Origin of the sequence: Methanoculleus sp. MH98A (assembly GCF_000691865.1) — an archaeon.
In the GTDB taxonomy this organism is placed as follows: Archaea; Halobacteriota; Methanomicrobia; order Methanomicrobiales; family Methanoculleaceae; genus Methanoculleus.
Window position 1 is genome coordinate 1 of sequence record NZ_JMIO01000280.1, and the last position, 1,043, is coordinate 1,043.

Annotated in this window: 1 protein-coding gene; it reads left to right on the forward strand. The window is 59.9% G+C overall.

All coding sequences use genetic code 11. The features are described from left to right. Nucleotides 1–279: 279 nt before the first annotated feature. Nucleotides 280–1,043, forward strand: a 764-nt coding sequence (locus EI28_RS12975; RefSeq protein WP_369792319.1) for an NAD-dependent epimerase/dehydratase family protein, incomplete at its 3' end; no start/stop codon positions are given.

The following is a 1,043-nucleotide window of genomic DNA, read 5'->3' on the forward strand; positions in this document are numbered from 1 at the left end:
TATCTTGGTTTGACTTTTGACGTGAAACTAAGTGTCAAAACCGGCCGTTACCAGCTTTGCCAGTCATGGGAGTCATTCAAGATCGCTCCTGATGAGAGCGAAAGGTCTTCGCACCTGAGAGGTGCAAATGGCGGACCTGATCGCGGGGTCTCAAGTTTTTATTGAACGATATAGGGCTCGCTTCCTAGATGCGTACCTGGTACCCCCTATCATACCGCTCTGCTCTTTCAGTAGCACAGTTAAGAAACTGCTAAACCAAGGCATCAGCATAGACTCTTCATGCGCTACATCGTCACCGGCGGCGCCGGCTTCATCGGCTCGAACCTTGCAGAGACACTGGCACAACACCACGACGTCGTCATCATCGACAACCTCGCCACCGGGCGCCGGGAGAATATCGAGCACCTCCTCGACCATCCCCGGGTGACCTTCATCGAGGGGAGCATCACCGACCTCGACCTCCTCATGGAGACCTTCCCGGGCGCGGACGGCATCTTCCACCAGGCAGCCATCCCCTCGGTGCCGCGGTCGGTGAAGAACCCCCTCGCCTCGAACGAGGCGAACGTGACCGGCACCGTGAGCGTCCTCGTGGCGGCAAAGGACTGCGGAGTGCCTGCCGTGGTTGCCGCTTCTTCCTCCTCAGTCTACGGCGACACCCCGGTTCTCCCCAAGCACGAGGGCATGGTCCCAAACCCGCTCTCCCCCTACGCGGTCACCAAGTTTGCGGACGAGTGTTACGGGAAGGTCTTCTCTGACCTCTTCGGCATCAGGACAGTATTCTTGCGCTACTTCAACGTCTACGGCCCCCGCCAGGACCCCAAGTCCGAGTACGCGGCGGTGATCCCGAAGTTCGTCACCCGGCTGCTCGATGGGAAGCCCCCGATCATCTACGGCGACGGGGAGCAGACCCGGGACTTCACCTTCGTCGCGACGTGGTCCAGGCGAACATCAGGGCGATGGAGAGCGACGTCCGGGGGGCCTTTAACATCGCCTGCGGCCGCCGGATCAGCCTCAACCAGCTTGCATCCACCCTTATGGATATC